The 15,888-nt window shown below is 56.3% G+C and carries 13 protein-coding genes; 3 read left to right on the forward strand and 10 right to left on the reverse strand.

The window, feature by feature from the left end; translation table 11 throughout:
- Positions 1-17: 17 nt before the first annotated feature.
- From ACFOUO_RS02340 to ACFOUO_RS02380, 9 genes are all read right to left on the reverse strand, one after another.
- Positions 18-1,232: a type III PLP-dependent enzyme gene (locus ACFOUO_RS02340; RefSeq protein ID WP_380701771.1), complete on the reverse strand. Its 1,215-nt coding sequence runs from the start codon at positions 1,230-1,232 to the stop codon at positions 18-20.
- On the reverse strand, positions 1,229-2,020 hold the full coding sequence (locus tag ACFOUO_RS02345) for an HpcH/HpaI aldolase family protein (RefSeq protein WP_380701773.1): 792 nt from the start codon (positions 2,018-2,020) through the stop codon (positions 1,229-1,231). The genes ACFOUO_RS02340 and ACFOUO_RS02345 overlap by 4 nt, the downstream gene beginning before the upstream one ends.
- On the reverse strand, positions 2,007-3,887 hold the full coding sequence (locus ACFOUO_RS02350; RefSeq protein ID WP_380701775.1) for an IucA/IucC family protein: 1,881 nt from the start codon (positions 3,885-3,887) through the stop codon (positions 2,007-2,009). The genes ACFOUO_RS02345 and ACFOUO_RS02350 overlap by 14 nt, the downstream gene beginning before the upstream one ends.
- Positions 3,884-5,698: an IucA/IucC family protein gene (locus tag ACFOUO_RS02355; protein WP_380701777.1), complete on the reverse strand. Its 1,815-nt coding sequence runs from the start codon at positions 5,696-5,698 to the stop codon at positions 3,884-3,886. Before ACFOUO_RS02355 ends, ACFOUO_RS02350 begins: the two co-directional genes overlap by 4 nt.
- A gap of 39 nt (positions 5,699-5,737) precedes the next feature.
- Positions 5,738-6,970, reverse strand: coding sequence for an MFS transporter (locus ACFOUO_RS02360; RefSeq protein ID WP_380701779.1), 1,233 nt, complete (start codon positions 6,968-6,970; stop codon positions 5,738-5,740).
- Positions 6,967-8,817, reverse strand: coding sequence for an IucA/IucC family protein (locus ACFOUO_RS02365; RefSeq protein ID WP_380701781.1), 1,851 nt, complete (start codon positions 8,815-8,817; stop codon positions 6,967-6,969). Before ACFOUO_RS02365 ends, ACFOUO_RS02360 begins: the two co-directional genes overlap by 4 nt.
- Positions 8,818-8,896: 79 nt before the next feature.
- Entirely contained in the window at positions 8,897-9,922 is a 1,026-nt protein-coding gene (gene sbnB, locus ACFOUO_RS02370; protein WP_380701783.1) for a 2,3-diaminopropionate biosynthesis protein SbnB, read from the reverse strand.
- 19 nt (positions 9,923-9,941) lie between these two features.
- Positions 9,942-10,943, reverse strand: coding sequence for a 2,3-diaminopropionate biosynthesis protein SbnA (gene sbnA, locus ACFOUO_RS02375; protein WP_380701785.1), 1,002 nt, complete (start codon positions 10,941-10,943; stop codon positions 9,942-9,944).
- A 279-nt stretch (positions 10,944-11,222) separates the two neighbouring features.
- A complete protein-coding gene (locus ACFOUO_RS02380) occupies positions 11,223-11,654 on the reverse strand; it encodes a hypothetical protein (protein WP_380701787.1) in 432 nt (143 codons plus the stop codon).
- Between the two features lie 245 nt (positions 11,655-11,899).
- Between ACFOUO_RS02380 and ACFOUO_RS02385 the strand changes: the two genes are divergently transcribed.
- Entirely contained in the window at positions 11,900-12,616 is a 717-nt protein-coding gene (locus tag ACFOUO_RS02385; RefSeq protein WP_380701789.1) for a CAP domain-containing protein, read from the forward strand.
- A 165-nt stretch (positions 12,617-12,781) separates the two neighbouring features.
- Positions 12,782-13,555 carry a hypothetical protein gene (locus tag ACFOUO_RS02390; RefSeq protein WP_380701791.1) on the forward strand — a complete coding sequence of 258 codons (774 nt, stop codon included), beginning with the start codon at positions 12,782-12,784 and terminating at the stop codon, positions 13,553-13,555.
- A 188-nt stretch (positions 13,556-13,743) separates the two neighbouring features.
- Here the strand turns inward: ACFOUO_RS02390 and ACFOUO_RS02395 are convergent, their stop codons facing one another.
- Positions 13,744-15,384 (reverse strand): M2 family metallopeptidase, encoded by a 1,641-nt coding sequence (locus tag ACFOUO_RS02395; protein WP_380701793.1) that lies wholly within the window; start codon positions 15,382-15,384, stop codon positions 13,744-13,746.
- A gap of 140 nt (positions 15,385-15,524) precedes the next feature.
- Here ACFOUO_RS02395 and ACFOUO_RS02400 point away from each other — a divergent pair, with 140 nt between their 5' ends.
- Positions 15,525-15,779: a DNA alkylation repair protein gene (locus ACFOUO_RS02400; RefSeq protein ID WP_380701795.1), complete on the forward strand. Its 255-nt coding sequence runs from the start codon at positions 15,525-15,527 to the stop codon at positions 15,777-15,779.
- Positions 15,780-15,888: the final 109 nt, after the last annotated feature.

Consider the following 15,888-nt stretch of genomic DNA (forward strand, 5'->3'; position numbering starts at 1 on the left):
CCGCCTCCGTGCAGGGATCAGACGCCGGTTAACACCGGTTGCCCCTGTTTTAGGTAGAGTTGGTCAGGATGGGGGTGACTCAGGAAATCGTGATGGGAGATGGACCAGCCGTAAGCCCCGGTAAACCGGAAGAGAAGGACGTCTCCGATCCGAACCCGAGGGAGGATTACATCCCGGGCCAACACATCCTTGGGCGTGCAGAGTTGCCCTGTGACTGTGACTGGTTCCCCTCCCGTCTCTTTGCGGGGAAAGGGATAGTCCCAGTGATCGATCTCCACCACATCGAAGGGGTGGCTGTGTTGCCAGGAAACGGGCAGACGGAAATGATGGGTCCCCCCACGGACGATGACATACCATTGGCCATGGTTTTTTTTGATATCCAGTACTTCGACCCCATAACCCCCACAAGAGGCGGTCAGGAAACGACCGCATTCGAACATCAGGTTCCGCCAATGAGCGGGGAAGGTATCCAGAAGCCCTTCCAACCCTCGGGTAAAAGCTTCCCAGTCGAACTGGGCAGAAAGATCGGCATAGTTGACTCCGATCCCGCCCCCTACATTGAGGGTCGTCACTTGGATCCCCAGGGCTTCCTCCCAAGCCATCACCTTATCCCGATACATGGTCAGGAGAGCCAGGTGGCGTTCCGGGTCCAGATTGTTGGAAAGGGAGTGAAAGTGGAACCCCTCCAACTTCAGGTGGGACGATTGCTGGGCCAGTTGGATCGCCACCGCCACCTCATCCTCATCAATGCCAAATTGGGTGGGCCGTCCCGCCATTTGCAGAGTGGCGGAGGGAAAAGGGCCTTTCAGGTTGATCCGGAGCAGGATCGGCACATGGACATTCAGCCGGGCAGCGATTCGCTCTAGACGGAGCAGTTCCTGCAAACTTTCCACATGGAATCGGGTGACGCCGAGGCGGATCCCCCCCTCTAATTCCTGATCCGTCTTCCCCGGCCCTCCGAAGATGACGGGAATGTCCCGGCTGACGGCCCTCGCCTTCTCCACTTCTCCCAGGGAAGCCACTTCGAAGCCAGCCGCCAGCGGAGCGATTGTCTCCAGGACCGGACGCTCCGAATTGGCCTTCATCGCGTAAAACATCCCGATGCGGGACGGCAGGGACTGCGTGATCCGCTTCACATGGGAAGCCAGATGATCCAGATCATACAGATGAGCGCAAAGAGGAGCGTCATCCTCCGCTTTTCGTTGTCGGATTATTTCTTCCATCCGGTTCATCTCGCTCCCTCCTTGTTGGGAAGATGGGTTTGGTGAGCCCTAAGGTGGTTATGAAGGGCTCGGAAGGCCAGGCTTCGTTCCTCGCCCAAGACAAAGGCGTGTACCCCTGCTTTTCTCCAGGCTCCTAGATCTTCCGGCACCCGGGGGAGGGCGAAAAACGGCACGCCGTGACGGTTGGCCGCTTCCTTCACCTTCATGACCGCTTCCCGCACCTCCGGATGGCGGGTCTCCCAGGGAATTCCGAGGGACTGGGAAAGATCCGCCGCCCCTTCCAGCACCCCACTGATTCCAGGAATGGAGAGGATCTCATCGATCCCTTCCACCCCTTCCCGATCCTCAATCATGGGGATGACCATCGTTTCTTCATTGGCTCGTTTCACATATTCCTGCGGGGACACCTCTCCGAAGAATCCCGGCACACGGCCTCCGTTTAGGCTGCGCATCCCTTCGGGGAAGTACCGGGCGGCATGGAGAGCCGCTTCCAGATCCTCCCGCCTCCGTACATGGGGAACGACCACCCCCTGAGCTCCCGCGTCCAGAGAACGCAGGATCGCGCCGGGATCTGCTTCCGGAACCCGCACCAGGGGGGTGAGGGAGACCGCTTCAGCCGCTCGGATCATGTGCTCCAAGGTCTCGGGATTGACAAGGGTGTGCTCCGTATCCAAGATGACAAAATCGTATCCGGCATGCCCCACCATCTCCACATGAACCGGAGAGGGGGTCGTGCAGAAAAGGCCATAGACCGGCTCCCCCACCTCCAGCTTTCGCTTCATTTCATTTCGTCGCACAGGTGCGCCCCTCCTTCCCAGCCAGAGGGGACAGGCTGTTGTCCACGGGGTGGACACGGATCTCCGTCTCCGGGAACAGCCGCCGCTTGGTCAGCTGTTCCACCTCCACCGTCGGCGAGAAGAGGTCGAACCGTTCATAGCGCAACTTTTGCTCAGGAAAACGTGCCTGATAGGAGTGGATGATGTCCTGAACCATCGACCAGAAGCGTTCCTCCGACAGATCATAGGCATCGTGCAGAAACATCGCCAGTTCTCCCAAGTTGATAAAGAAAAAGGCGTCGTGCATAAAATCGGAAACTTGCCGCGGATCCTCGGTTTCGATGAAGGAATTGCGATTGACCCGGGCGTGTTCCTCGGGAGTCGCCTCCAGCTCCGGGCAAGGGATGGGAGCAGCCAAGTGCTGCCGAGAGAAACGGATCCCGTCATGAAAATCTTTCAAAGCCACCCGCTTGGGAATGCCCCCCTCATGAATCAGGACCATGTTCTGAGCATGGGCTTCCACTCCGATTCCATGGGCGTAGAGAAGATGGATCAAGGGAATGACGCTCGCTTGGAGCAGGAGCTGGGTCCATTCTTCCACGCCCTGTTCTTTCACCCAGGCATCGATCAGAGGCGTTCCGTCGGTATCCCGCTGGGTGAGACCGTTGAAGGCGACAAAGGCTTCTCCCTCTTCCAGAAACGGATGAATACTTTCCCGCCAGATACTTCCCATCACTCCGTATACCCCGTCGCGAACGGCTTCTGGTACAGTCGGAATAAAGCTGGCACCGGCGGTCTCTCCCAATAGGACAAGACCGATTTCCTCCTGAAGGAAGGGATCTGCCGCCAGGATTTGTTTCATCCATCCGCTCACTCGGGGAGCGTTAGCCACGGTATGAGGAGCCAGTACGCGCCCGGTGGAGGTGTTCAGGATGCTCAGGGCGAGCTTTAGATACTCCTTATCCGGCGCATCGGCATTCATCAGGGTACGGATCGACTGTTGAGCATGGTAGGCTTCTTCCGATTCACCCAGCCAGATAAGGGTTCCTTCCTGGATCTCCGTCTGGAAGCGCGGAGCAACCACATTCCGCCACTGCCAAGGATGGAGGGGTAGCCACACATAGCTGGCGAGGTCTTGGCCCGCTTCCTGGATCCGTCTCGCAAATCGGGTGCAAAGGGCATCGCCCAATTGTCGTCGAACCAGCGTTTCCCATCCGGGGTCGAGGGCGTCCACCCGGGTCGCTTCCTGCCTTGCTGCCACCCAGACCGGATGGATCGGACGGCGAAATTCGGGCCCGTAGGCCAAGTGAGCAGCCACATCAAAACCGACGCGAGATTTATACGAAGGGTGGTAGGGGTGGCCATCCATCAACTCCGCCTCCAGGGCATCCCCATCCCGCCCTGCAAAACGGCGCCCTTCCTTCCGGCGAACGGTTTGGCAGAGGGCGTCTTTGAACAGCGTCTCCTCCAGCTCACGGATAAATCCTTTTAACCGCTCTGGATCCGCCCCCGTCGTCTCTTTCGTCTCTGTCAGGAACAAGGCGAGGGAACTGGCCTCCTCCGACCGTCCCCCTTCCACGCGCTCCACGGGTCCCGTCAGGCGGATTCGGTTGAAGGTAAAGCGTCGGGTTCCGGGTGCTCGGTATAAGACAGGTTCTCCGGCTTCCGTTCGGCCTTCCATCACAAACCAATTCACTCCGCCCTTCTCTTCGATCCGGATCCCAAGCACCCCTTCATAGAGGAGGGATTCCACCAACTGGCGGAAAATCCGTCGGCGTACCGCAACATATTCCTGAGACTTCACCGTCTCCTGGAGCAGAGCATCGAGATCTCGTTCCATCACAGCGGATTCCGTATCGGTCCGGGAATCTCCTTCGATCATCTTCATCGACTCACCTCTCGCATGGGGTTGGGGATTGCCACATAATCGGGATGTTCGCCGCGTTCTCGGAAGCGGCTGACCAGATTGGCTTTGGCTGGGAGATTAGAGGAGGCGGCCAGATCGGCAGCATACCGGTTGCCCTCCTGATCCCTCAATTCCTCCAGTATGACCCGAACGACATCCCACAGCTCCCCTTCGTCCCGGTTGCCATACCGGGCCAGGATATGGATCAGATGGCCCAAGTGATTCGTAAAGAAATAGTATTGCAGACGCATCCAGGCCTCCCCATCGGGATACAAGACCGGGCTGTCCGCTGGAAGGATGCTCTCCCCCGAGACACTGAGACGCTCGCGGCTCAGACTCACCCCTTCCATATCCCGGACATAAAAACGAACCGGCCAACCTTCCTCCAGATGAAGCATGGAGTTTTGTACGTGAGCTTCCAGGCTGACGCCGTCATCAGCAAACACCCGGAGAAGGGGAACCATGGAAATCTCCAGGTACCGCCGGAGCCAGGTTTCGGCAAGGGCAGCGGAAATCGTCTCCCCGGTTTCCCCTCCAGCCTGTTTAACAGCGCGCAGAAGGAGAGGGCTCTCCCCTTCCACCGGTTCTTCCAATAGCGAAGCCACCACCAAGGGCGCTTCTTTGCTGTCTGAAAAAGGATGTTCCCGGAACAGCACATTCAAATCCGCCGCCAAATCCCCCTCACCGTCAGTGGGGTGGAAAGACCGGTACCCGGTCTCCGTCAACACCTCAAACCCGGGATAATCCCACCCTTTTCGCTTCGAAGCGACAAACCGGCTCGCATCCAGGGAGCGGCGCAGGTGTTCCGGGGGATTATTGCGGATGAAGTTGGTGATGCGAACATGGAGAGGCATCTTGTAGGCAGCGGCATGACCCGGCCCCCAGGCCGTCCGTACCGAAGAAGTGGGGTATACAGGCTTTCCCACTTCTCCCAAATCAACGAGCACTCCGTCCCCAATGAGTCGCTGGATGGATTCTTTGGAAAAAAGGTACTCCGCCTGCCAAGGATGAACGGGGATCAAACGATAATCGTGCTTCCCTTCTGGAAGGTTCCGCATGGCTTCCCTGTCTACCTCAGTCGGAACAGAAGAGGTTCCCGCCTCTTCCACCCAATCTGGATGGATCGCAAACCAACGCAGGGGAAAGGCGGCTCCCAGCTCGGGAGCGAACCGCTCAAGATCCTCTTCAGAAAACCCTTCGGAGCTTTTCGGGGTCGGGTGGAAAGGATGACCGAAAAAGAGGGATTGTTCCGCCGCCCGGACCCTGTCAATGGGATCGGCGTCCCCCAAGGGATCAACCGATGCCTGAGCACGGTGGAAAAGGTAGCGGGCAGTCTTGCCGACACTGTTTTCTACCTGGTCGAGGAGCTGTTCCATCCTTGCCCGAGCGGCTTCGGACTCTCCCTCCCCTGCTGCCAGTTCCTCCATGATGAGTCGTGCCGTCTCCCTATAGGAACCCGTTTCCTGGAGAGCCGCCCCGGGAACGGGGGCCACCCACCAGCCATCGCCAAAGTCATGGTGACCGAAGGGAGACAGCCAAGTCACCCCGCCGAGGAGGGCCTTCCCGGTTTTCGGCAAGTCGATCCGTATCGGCTCTCCTTGCACGCGAACCTGGGACCAGACCATTTCCGGCAAGTCGCGGATCGACGAATCCCCCGGAGACATGCGAGGATCGGAGATCCCCGTCTCCCGCAGCCAGGCGTTGAGGAGGCGGCGAAGAGCCGCCCGTTCCGCCTCCTTCCGGGGGGAAGCGGAGGTTGTTTTTCCTTTCGGTCGTGGTTCAGTCGGTTTCATCATCCTACCCCATTTCCAGAAAATTGTCGTCCAGTGCTTTTATTGCCGATCCCGTGACGGTGTCCAGGACGCCAGGCGGGGACCTCCAAAACGAGGTTGGTGGTGAACCAGAAGGGCTCCGGTCATGAAAAGAGTGCCAAGGAGGATAATTACCCATTCCACCGGCAGCCATCCCCCTACCCAGGCAGTCCCGAGGGATCCCAGCACCTGGCCGAAGACCAGAAAGCTGTTGGTAACACCGATGGAGGTGCCGCGCACCGCTTCTCCCGCATGCCGGGTTACTTTGAGAAAGACGGACTGGAGAAGGGCACTGAAGCAGAAACCCTGCAAGATGCGAAGGGGAATCAACCATGCTGGGTCATGGGGAAGGATCTGCAGGAAAATACTCACCCCGCAACCCGCGGATGCCCAGAAAAAATGACGTTCAATCTGCCCCCGATCATTCTTTCGGCCCCACCAGGGTGCGCCCAAGATGGTCGCCCCCCAAGTAGCCGCCTGGAGCCCCCCTACCCAGGTGGCGGCAAACTGATCGGATCCAGCCATATCCCGCACCATGGGGGCGAAGACAGTAACGAGACCGAACACCCCTGCTTGTGCACAGATTCCTGCCAAAATCAGGGATCGAACCCCCCGGTTTTCCAATAGGGAGCGGGAAATCTGTGCAAAGGATGCCCTTTTCTCACTCTCCTTGACAGGTTCGCGAGCGGGCTCTTTCAGGACGATCATCGCGATCAAGCCCGCGACCGCTGTGAGCCCCCCCATCAGCCAGAAAAGGGGGCGGAACCCCCACAAGTCGGCAAGCAGACCTCCGATCAAGGGACCGACCAAGGAACCTGCCGCCGTAGCACTCTGCAGAAAACCCAGGGATTTGCCCCGTGCCTTCTCTGGAGCCTGGCAACCGGCGAAGGCAGCCGCTGCATCCACAACGCCGCCAAAAGATCCCTGTACTAAACGCCAGAAGAGAAATTGGAGCGGCGTCTGGGCTACTCCCATGAAAGCAACGCTGACAGAGAGGCCGAAGACGGCCCGGACAACCATCCACTTCCGTCCCCACCGATCCCCGATCCGGCCCCAAATAGGGGAAGACAAACAGAGAGTGATCGCGGGTGCGGCCAAGGCCAGCCCCGTCCACCAACGGTTGGCGTCACCATGGGCCCCCAGCTCCTCCATGTAGAAAGGGAGGAGCGGGACGACCACGGTGAGGCCAGCAATGGAGATGAACTGGCTGAACCAGAGGGCACGAAAGCTGCGCCGCCACTGGCTCGCCGTCATCGGAGCGCCTTTCCTTTCCGGCGGAAAGGGTTTGGGATGCTCCCGGTCCCCGACGGCATACTGCCGCCCCCCGTTCCTTCCCGCCTCAACAGCGGCGTTAAGATTTGTTTGAAAGGCCAGACATCCTCTTGAAACAGCACCCGTTCGATAACGGAATGCACCTCGTCTCTCAGGGGGAGGCGGGATAAGGTGTCTCGGGCTGACTCCTCCATCCCCCGCCAGAAATCTTCCTCCTCCATCCCAAAACGGCGGCAGTTGGCATCGGCGATGGCATAGAGATTGACTTGAATACCCAGGGTTACCAAGTAGGAAACCATATCTTCCGGCGTCGGCAAGATCAAGGTATTCCGCGTCCCTGGTTTCACCGTGTAACCCGGGTCGGAAACTCCCGCCCGTTCCATCCAGCCGCGGTGAATACGCAAGGTGTCGTGATCCCGAAGCAGGAGCCCCTCCACCCGCTCGCCCCGCAGGATGAGAACGACATTCTGCCCGTGTAACTCCGGCATCACCCCGTAACCGGCAAACAGGAAGCCCACTTCAAAGAAGCGGTCGCACAATTCTCGGAAACGGACGAGAGGATCTTTTACCCATCGGAGCCCTCCCTCTCGGTCATCCGCCGCCAGGGCTGCCATTGGGAGGAGCGTCACCTCTGGATCTATCGCTAGGTCTGACGGATACCTTCGGATCTGAGCGGCCAGATGACCGGGTTTGTCGGCGAAGAGATCTTCTCCCGGCGCCTGCCAGGCACTCCACTCCCCTTCCCCACAGAGGCGTACCCGCTTCTTTAGAAGGGGATCCTGGCGGCAAAGTCCACGCATCACCGCTTCCGCCTTCTCCCCGTTGTCGAGATACCGAGGAGGCAGAATGCGTAATGCGCTCAGGGAGCCCACACCGAGGGGCAGTTTGACATGGACATCGCCGCCCCCGGCGGGAGCGAGAGAACGAAGGGAAGAAGTCGCCCGATAGCGCCCCACTCCCTGGGCAACGGTACAGATTTTCCCTTCCGCCATCTCCTTTTCGAACATACCGGGCAAAACCCGTTCCTTTTGCCACGGGTGGACGGGCAACAGGGCAAAACCTTCGGGATCGATACCCCGACGGCTAGCGGCTTCTTTCAACTCCTGCCGTTCACCAGACGTTAGGAGCACCTCAGCGAATCCGTCAGGATCGAAGTCTCCTCCGGAACGAAGCCGATCCCGCGCCACCGCGATCCAGTCTAGGCCAAAATCCCGCCCCCATTCCGGGGCATATTGGCGACAATCGGACTCGCTCCACCCCACCTTCGCTTTCGCCGTTGGGTGAAAGGGACGATCCCGCAGGGCGGCGCGCCGCTCCCCTTCCAAAAAGGGTCCTGTACCGTACGCCGTCTTCTCACCTTCCGCTTCCATAGAGAGGGCGGTATGGAAGACTGCTGTCTCCAATTCTTCGCAAAAGCCGTCGACGTTAGGATAGGAATCCAACCCCGCCCCTTTTTCCTTAAGAAGAAGACGAACCAGTTCTGCGGGTGTGGGACGACTCAGCCGGTCCTCCCCGCCTTCCGACAGCTTCAGACAAAAGACTGGAAGCCGACTCAGGCGAAATCCGCCAAAACGGGGATCATCTTTGACCCGAAACCATATCTCTTTCCCCCTGTTCAATGGGAGGCGGAACCACGACTCTCCAGCCGTCAGGGGGTAGGTTCTGACAGACGGTGGGGGCCCCGCTTCGGTGATACTTCCCCGTTCTACGATGCCGAACAGCTTCTCGTAGATCAGGGCCTGGACGAGATCCTCCATCACCCTGTCACGGGCCCGTTCCATGGTGGAGGAAGGGGCCGCTTCGGACGCAGTGCTTGTCAATGGCTGCATATCAACGCCTCCATGCCGTCAGTCGATTCCATATTGAAGATCTTCGCATATCCAGATGATTGACAAATTCATTGTCTGATCAGTACAGGTCTAGCCAGGTACCGACTCCCTCATCCAGAGCCCTCTGGTAGACGTCCTGAGCACAGGCGATGTCTTCAATCGCCATTCCCATGGGATTGAGCAGGATGATTTCATCATCCCTTTCCCGACCGGGTTTGCTTCCAGCAACGATCTCCCCCAGTTCCCCATGGAGAGCTTCCCTGGAAAAACGCCCCTCCAACACCAACTGGTTAATCACTTTTTTCTCTCGGTTGCTCTGCTCCCAGTCGTCGACAACCACTTTATCCGCCTTGAGGAAAACCTCTTTTTCTACGTCCATGATCGAGACGTTGCTGACAAAGGTTCCTTGAGCCAGCCACTCGTAGGGGATGTAGGGTTTGTCCGTCACCGTGCAGGTGACAACGACTTCGCCCTGCCGTACCGCCTCTTCGGCCCCCTCAGTAACCGTCACTGCAACACGTGGGTGTTGAGCCTTGATTTCTTCTGCCAGCCAGTTAGCCGCTTCTCGACGCATATCGTAAAGAAAAACCTCGTCAGCGTGTCCGTACTGTTCCAGGAGCGACATTACCTGCATCCGAGCGATGACACCGCATCCGATGAGAGCGATTCGGCGGAATCCTTCTTTGGCGAGATGGCCAGCGGCAACGGCTGTAACTGCCGCCGTCCGCATACCACTGATCAGGCTCCCTTCCATGACGGCTACCGGGTAGTTCGTATCAGGATCATTTAGAGTAATAAGGGCGCTTGCCCGTTCCATCCCTCGTTCGGAGGGATTATCGTGTTTGCTTCCCACCCATTTGAGACCGGAGATCGCTGGCTCTCCGAGGTGGGCCGGCATCGCGATGATGCGGTCCGCAATGTGCCCCCCTTGGGTTTTCGTACGCAAATACGGTTTCAACGGCTGTACGAAATCCCCCCGGGCATGCAGGGTCAGGGCGCGCCGGATCGCATCAACGTACAGATGGGATCGGTCACCACCCAATCGGGCGATGTCGCTTTTGCTTAGGTAGAGGAGTTTCGGTTCGACGGTGGTTTGGTTGTTCATCTCATGGATCCTTTCTATATCAGGTTACGATCAGTTGATTGGTGACGTCGGATTCCAGTCCAGCTACCCATTCGTCGTCATAGACCATGTCGAGATAGCGGTCCCCCCGGTCCGGGAACAACGTTAACACCCGACAGGGATGGGATAGTTTGGGCAAGGTCTTGCGGATAGCCGCCACGACGGAGCCGGAGGAGCCTCCGGCGAAGATGCCCTCCTTTCCAAGGAGGGAGCGGCACCCTTCCACCGCCTCTCGGTCGCTGACATAGACCACGTCATCGATCTCGTCGGGGTTGAGAAGCTCGGGTACCCGGCTGGAGCCGATTCCGGGAAGTTCCCGTTTACCAGGTTTGCCGCCAAAGATAACCGATCCAACAGCGTCCACAGCTACAATCCGAATGTGGGGAAACTTCTCCCGGAGGCGCCGGGCGCAACCTAGGATACTACCCGAGGTGCTGACCGGGGCGAAAAATACGTCCACCGGCTCCTCCAATTGTTCAGCCATTTCTTTGGCGGTGCCGTAGTAATGGGATTGCCAGTTCAAATCATTGGCGTACTGATTGATCCAGAAACTGTCCGGAATGGTATGTAACAACTCCTTCACCCGCTGGATTCGCGTTTTCAGGTATCCACCCTGATCGTCGGGCTCCTGAACGATTTCTACATTGGCGCCCAGCTGGCGGAGAATGTTCACGTTGGTTTTTGTCGTCTTGGGGTCCACCACACAGGTGAACTTCAGTCCGTACACCTTGGCCGTCATAGCAATCGCCACACCCAGATTTCCCGAGCTACTCTCGATGATATGGGCATCCGGGGGGATCGTCCCGTTCTTCAACCCTTGCTGGATGATAAAACGAGCGGGTCGATCTTTCATGCTTCCACCCGGGTTCATCAATTCCAACTTGGCGATGACATGGAAGCCTGGATCGGGGAACAACCGGTCCAGAGAGACTAGGGGGGTATTGCCGACACAGTCCAGTACCGATTTCTTCACCGAGCCATATGGGTTACGGTTCTCAGGCAAAAAGATCACCCTGCTTTCCTAGTGTGAGAACACTTCTCAATTAAGGTCCGTTTTCAATGTAAATGATAATCGTTATCAGGTCAACCCATTCTCTCTTAAAAAATCTCGCAAAATTAATCGGGAGAGTCTTGCCACCGCTTTGTACGTCTGTTCTTCTACATAAAACACAGAGGTATCATTCGTAGAAAGATGAGTTTCACTCTTATGACTGAATAGTACGACTTTTTATGCAGTTTGAAATCCAGCTTTCTTACGAAGAGGCTCGCCAGGGTGATTTCCTCAAGGGCGGAGCCGGGGGGATAAATGCCTACGATGCCCGATTGTTCCCGGTTGCATTAGCAAAAGAGGGCGTTCCGGCAAATGCTTCCTCAGCCATCCCAGGGATGTTTCCCGAGTGGTAAAAACCCAAGCAGCCTCTTCCACTGCCAGTTTTGGAACACCCCACTCCCGCCGGCTCAGCTGGACTCGGGGATAAGGGATCGTTGGAAAGGCCAGGACCGTATCCCCATACCGGAGGCACTCTCTCAAGCAGACTTCCATTGGGTATTCCCGTGAGGAACGTAACAGATGGACAGGGACGAAACCCAGGCTTTCCCGGAGGCTGCGGGCATCTTCAGCCTGAGTCGGGCTTCTGCGGTTTCCTCGGCTTCCGGAGGCAAGTACTGGAAATTGACGGATCAGATGGATAAAGGGGATGCCATGAAAAAACAACAACGATCCCTCCTTCAAGGTTCGTGACAAATAGAGGCCTATAGAGTAGAGCCCCCTTGGCAAACCTCCACAGGAGCTCGTCGACAAAAAGCTTAGGATCGCTATTTTCCTAAGATCCCCCCGGACGTTTTTATAATTAAAGATGCCCATTTGGCTTCTTTATTATTCCAATAAGAAACTTCTTGTCCATCTCTTCCGTTACTCTGTATGAAAGCCAAAGATTGAGGAACAAGGGAGGCTTGAATGTGAAAAAAAGCGGTCTTATTCTCTTTTTGACAGTGCTTACTTTCGGGTTGGTATCTGCGGGGCCCGCCCCCACAATCGATGCCCGTGAAAAAGGGGAGTCGCTCACTTGTGATCGTATCGTCCAAAACGCTGTCATCGGCTACCAGATGCGAATGCTTAAGGAAGAAAACCCCAGTTGGTTTGTAACGAAAAAACCGAAAAAAGTCACTAAGAAAAAGAAACGTCCAAAGGCGGTACAGCAACCGACCGACAACCGTGACAAGGCGAATTCTTCCGGGAACCAAACGCCCTCCACTACTCCGTCCACCGGTTCCAATCAGCCCTCGTCTATGAAGGCCATCGAGCGGGAAGTGGTGCAGCTGGTCAACCAAGAACGGGCCAAAAACAGGCTAAAACCGTTGCGGGCGGACGGTAAACTCTCCTCTGTTGCTCGGGACAAATCGAAAGACATGATCGCCAATAACTATTTTTCCCATGACTCTCCAACCTATGGGTCCCCCTTCGATATGATGAAACGATACGGAATCCGCTATTCTACAGCTGCCGAAAACATCGCCGGCGGACAGTCTACTGCGAAAAAGGTGATGGAAGGCTGGATGAACAGCGAAGGACATCGTGCCAACATCTTGAACCCCGATCTCACCACGATTGGCGTCGGTTATGCCAGAGGGGGATCATACGGCCATTACTGGACCCAAATGTTCATCGCAAAATAGAACTTCCTGCTCTAAAAAATTTTGCATCATCTGAACCTCTTCCCCATAGGAAGAGGTTTTTTTCGTCGGATCCCCGGCTTATTTTTTCCCTTTTAAACAGGCGAATGAGTCAAGCCTATGCGGTCATAGATTGGGACGGAAGGAGCACCACGGGGAGGAATTGGCATGGAAAGAAAATCAGGGCGGTCCGTCCCATCGACAAAGGCCGTCCGTCCACCAGACAGTCTGCGAGAGATTCCCCTGGATCGGAACTGGCCTTCCATCCCCGCCCTCGAACTGGCCTATACCGAGCTGGAACAGGATGAGATGTTCCCTCGTCTCCCGACGCAGAAAATCCCCCATTGTCTGGAGGGGGCCCTGGCCATCGGTCAAGAAGCGGCGGAGGGGCTCACTTACGACGGGGATCTGGGCCATTGGATTGACCGTGTGATCCATACGGGCGTACGAGTGCGCTTCGCACAACAGGAGCCGTCCTCCTCCGGATGGGTACGCGCCCAGTACCGCCCTAAGCCTCCTACGATCGAAATCTATCGCTCTTCTCTCGACCAACTGGATCAGTTCATCCGGAAGGGAGGATTCCGGGTTCGGGAGGATGACCTAATCGCCCTCCACCTTTTCCATGAATGGTTTCACCATTTGGAGAACACCCGGCTGGGACGAACCGATTCCCGCTTACCTCGGGTGGTCCGAAAACGTTGGGGTCCTTTCGCTTTTCGGGAACGGCTGGTGCGACTCCGGGAAATCGCCGCCCACGCCTTTACTCAAAAAGTAATGGGGCTCTCCTGGTCTCCCTTGTGGCTGGACCATCTGCTTCTCCTGTCGGAAAAGGGTTGGTCACGGGAGCGGATCCGCGATCATTTCAAACACACGGTCCACCGCTACCGCGAGCTCTTGCGCTCCCTGGAACCGACTCAGAAAGAGGACGACGACGAAACATGAAAAAGGGCGACACCCCTCGGTGCCGCCCTTTTTTTGATTGCTCCTTGATTGCTCCTTTATCGCCGAACTGCCCTATGAACCCCAACCAAACCCCAGAAATAGCCTGAACATAGGAAGAGCCTCTACATCCTGTCTCCAAATCGAATCGCCGATAGATTTTATATCTTCCGATATAACTTATGGAAGGCTCATCGACCACGAGGCACCGGGGGTTCTTCCTTTTCCTCCGAATTCTCTGGTAGGAACTGCTCGACAAAATATCGGGGGCTCAGCTTTTCCCCGGTGGCCCGCTCCAGCATTTCGTTCCAGGGATACCGGGCCCCAGGGAAGAAGATTCTCTCCTGGAGGAAACGGCCCGCTTCTTCGTTTTCCACCAGAGGATGTTCTTTAGCGGGGAAGACCTCTTTCATCGAGGCGAAGATCTGGGATGCCGTTAGCTCGCCAAGGAGATAGTTCTGATAATAGACCGGAGAAGTACCGAGATGGATTTTGGCCGCCCAGTCCGGCTCATCGCGCCCTTCGGGTCGGGGGACAAACTGGAATCGTTCCACGTAGTCCCACCACAAGCGATTGAGATCTTGTTCCGGATCCGCATATAACTCCCGTTCAAAATGGATCATCACTAGGCACCAACGAACGAAAATGAGCATTTCCAGCATGGTCTGCTTGGCAAGGGGTTCCGCAACTTCCTTCAGCGCTTCCTTAGACAGGCCCGCTATCCGGAATAACCACACGGGTTCTTTGCCCATCCGCCCCATCAGCATGGCAATCGCTTCCGTAGAGGAGATGTGAGCCGGTTTCCGCAGCAGATAAGGCAGTTTGGCATCATGGTATTTGTCATAAACCGCATGTCCCAGTTCATGGAGAAGCGTGTTTACCCAATAGGCGTCGGGGCGGAGATTGCAGAGGATCCGGGTGTCTCCCTCCCGGTCGATATCGATACAGAAAGCGTGCTGGGACTTCCCTTCCCGCTCATACAAATCACTCCGCTCCAGGATATCTTGGATATCCAGTCCGACCCCTCTAAACGTTTTCTTCCCCAAGTCCTCTAGTTTTTTCTCACGGAAATGCCGGTCCAGATCGACATCGAAAACGGCTGGTGCTTCCTGAAAGAAGGGGTCTTCATAATGCCAAGGTCGTAGCCCTTCCGGTCGCAAGTGGACATATCGACTGGCGATGGCCTTGTCCATCTCCTTCTTGATATTCGCAAAAGGCTGGTCGGTCTGCTCTTTGAGATCGGCCAGGACCGTAAACAGCTCTTTTTCGTCCAGTTCCTGAAGTTGCAAAGACATATCGTAATAATCTCGCCAGCCTCGATTGCGGGCCACCTTGTTCCGCAAACGGACCAGTTCCCGGACACGGTCGGCAACGACGCCTCCCACTTGCTTGCTCGCCTTCCAGGCATCTTTCCGTTTGTATGTATCCCGCTCTGCGCGGAAAATTTCCTTCAATTCATTGTCGGAGACCTTGCGGTCTCTATACGTTGCCCGGTAGTTAACAAAGGCACTTTCAATCTCTGTTTCCAGGTTGACCAATTCCTCAATCTCATCCGGCGCCATCTGATTTCCCGCAAATTCCAGATACAATAGCTCCACCTGACGGGAAAGGATCGGATCCTCGCACTTTTTATCCCGCAGCGATTTCAGCGCTTCGAAGCGGTTCGCATCCGCATAGAATGCGATCAATTCTTTCAAGTAACGGGCATACTCCTCTTCGTATTTTTTGTCCCCGGTTGTCTGTGCCATCCAATAAGCTTCGGCAATCCGTTTCTCCAGCGAACGGATAGTCGGAACCCACTGATCCAGTAGCGCTTGGGCTTTCTCTTTCATGGTTTGTCTCCTCCTCCAGCAATCGTCTCTTAGGGTGTTTCGGAACCGTACCTGTTTCCTTTTCCACACGCTTCCCTTTCGTCCCTGCTGCGAATGAATCAAACCAGCCCGGGGAGGATAGGAAAAGGAGGTGCATCACGATGGAAAAACCCTATCTCTGTCCATCCTGCGGAACCAATCGTAGCCGGTTTAACTTGATTGAACAGGTAGTCGTTCCCGTTAAAAAAGATCCCCAGAGCGGCGAGATATTAGAACGCGTTGAAGAAGACGATCCCTTCCAGACCCGTTACAAAGGGGAAAAATTCCGGGTTCAGTGCGGGGTATGCGGAGTGGTGGAGGAGGAAACGCGTTTCGTCAAATCCGCCCAGAGAGGTACCGGTCAACCACAGCTCTGAGCCTTCCTGTTACCAACCCCTTCCTAAGTAAGAGAAGGGGTTTTTGCCGTTCTCGACCACCCTCCTGAAGGATCAAACGGATTCATGTATAATAGGGGATGATTAGGCT

Origin of the sequence: Salinithrix halophila (genome assembly GCF_042650125.1) — a bacterium.
GTDB lineage: Bacteria > Bacillota > Bacilli > Thermoactinomycetales > DSM-45169 > Salinithrix > Salinithrix halophila.